A 541-nucleotide genomic window follows, 5' to 3' on the forward strand; every position below is an offset into this window, starting at 1 on the left:
ATTCGTTTCCCTTCTTCGTCTGATGCATCTCCGGGTCGCGGCTCTTCCCGGCGTTCTTGGTCGACGGTGGCGCTTCGATGATCGTCGCGTCGACCAGCGTACCTTCCTTCATCATCAGCCCGCGCTCACACAGCGAGATGCCGATCTCGTCGAACAACTTTCGCGTCAGATCGTGCTCGACCAGCAGGCGGCGGAACTTCAACAGCGTGGTCGCATCCGGCGCGTTCTCGACGGCCAGATCGATGCCGGCGAAGGCGCGCATCGCAATGCTATCGTACAGCGCGTCTTCCAGACCTTCGTCCGACAGGCCGTACCACTGCTGCAGAAAGTAGATTCGAAGCATGCGCTCCAGACCAATCGGCGGACGGCCACGCTCACCCTTCGGGTAATACGGCTCGATCGCCGACAGCAACCGCGGCCACGGTACGACCCTCTCCATCTCTGTCAGGAAGCGCTGGCGCCTGGTCACCCGTTTCTTGCCCGCACTCTCCGCTTCTGCAAAGCTGATCTGCCGCTTCATCACTATTGGTCCGTTCCGTGA

1 protein-coding gene is annotated in these 541 nt (G+C 61.0%); it reads right to left on the reverse strand.

What is annotated here, in order from left to right:
- Positions 1–520 (reverse strand): IS5 family transposase (locus tag F6X37_RS36020; protein ID WP_187614695.1); only part of this gene is annotated, 520 nt, incomplete at its 3' end.
- Between the last annotated feature and the right edge of the window lie 21 nt (positions 521–541).

Source organism: Paraburkholderia sp. 31.1 (genome assembly GCF_014397645.1).
GTDB classification, from domain to species: Bacteria; Pseudomonadota; Gammaproteobacteria; order Burkholderiales; family Burkholderiaceae; genus Paraburkholderia; species Paraburkholderia tuberum.